The 1,501-nt window shown below is 38.0% G+C and carries 2 protein-coding genes; both read left to right on the top strand.

Annotation, left to right across the window (positions count from 1 at the left end; genetic code table 11):
• Positions 1-116: hypothetical protein (locus AC1DJR_RS29480; protein WP_477004197.1), on the top strand; the 116-nt coding region annotated here is incomplete at its 5' end.
• Positions 117-130: 14 nt separating this feature from the next.
• Positions 131-1,501 (top strand): Asp-tRNA(Asn)/Glu-tRNA(Gln) amidotransferase subunit GatB (gene gatB / locus AC1DJR_RS29475; protein ID WP_477004196.1); only part of this gene is annotated, 1,371 nt, incomplete at its 3' end.

Here is a 1,501-nt window from a genome sequence, read left to right as displayed (position 1 = left end):
ACATGCCACTTGGTCTACAAATCATTGGTAAACACTTCGATGAAACGACGATTTACCGCGTTGCACATGCGTTTGAGCAAGCAACAGACTATCATACAAAAAAAGCAAGTCTGTAAGGAGGCGAGCATAGATGAATTTAGAAACAATTATTGGTTTAGAGGTTCACGTTGAGTTAAAAACAAATTCGAAAATTTTCTCTGCGAGTCCAACAGAATTCGGAGCGGAGCCAAATACACAAACAAGTGTAATTGACTTAGGATACCCAGGGGTACTTCCTACTTTAAATAAGGAAGCAGTTAACTTTGCAATGAAAGCCGCAATGGCATTAAACTGTGAAATCGCAACGGAAACGAAGTTCGACCGTAAAAACTATTTCTACCCAGATAATCCGAAAGCTTACCAAATCTCTCAATTTGATAAGCCAATTGGTGAAAATGGTTGGATTGAAATCGAAGTAGACGGTAAAAAGAAACGTATCGGTATTACACGTCTTCATTTAGAAGAAGATGCTGGTAAATCAACGCATGCAGCTGACGGTTCATTAGTAGACTACAACCGTCAAGGTATGCCTTTAATCGAGATCGTATCTGAGCCAGATATGCGTACTCCAGAAGAAGCATATGCGTACTTAGAGAAGTTAAAATCAATCATTCAATATACAGGTGTATCTGATTGTAAGATGGAAGAAGGTTCTCTTCGTTGTGATGCGAATATTTCACTTCGTCCAGTTGGACAAGAGAAGTTCGGTACAAAAGCAGAACTGAAAAACTTAAACTCTTTCACTTACGTGCAAAAAGGTCTTGAGCATGAGCAAGTGCGCCAAGAAAAAGAATTATTATCTGGTGGTATCATCCAACAAGAAACACGTCGTTATGATGAAGCAACGAAGAAAACAATCTTAATGCGTATAAAAGAAGGATCTGACGATTACCGTTACTTCCCAGAGCCAGACTTAGTTGAACTTTACATCGACGATGAGTGGAAAGAAGAAATTCGTGCTTCTATTCCAGAACTTCCAGATGCACGTAAAGCTCGCTATGTTGAAGAAGTTGGCTTACCAGCTTATGATGCGCATGTATTGACATTAACGAAAGAGATGTCTGATTTCTTTGAAGCAACAGTTGCAGACGGTGCTGATGCGAAATTAACATCAAACTGGTTAATGGGTGAAGTACTTGCATACTTAAACAAACAACAAAAAGAATTAAAAGACGTTGCATTAACACCAGCTGGCTTAGCTAAAATGGTTCAATTAATTGAAAAAGGTACAATTTCTTCTAAAATCGCGAAGAAAGTATTTAATGAATTAATTGAAAAAGGTGGAGACCCAGAAGAAATCGTTAAAGCGAAAGGTCTGGTTCAAATTTCTGACGAAGGAACACTTCGTAAGGTTGTAACAGAAATTCTTGATAATAATGAGCAATCTATTGAAGACTTTAAAAACGGTAAAGACCGTGCAATTGGCTTCTTAGTTGGTCAAATTATGAAAGCTACAAAAGGA

The sequence above is a fragment of the Bacillus sp. 05T31 genome (genome assembly GCF_056396725.1).
The sequence above is the reverse complement of the archived record's forward strand: the minus strand, read 5'-3'. Positions and strand labels throughout refer to the sequence as shown.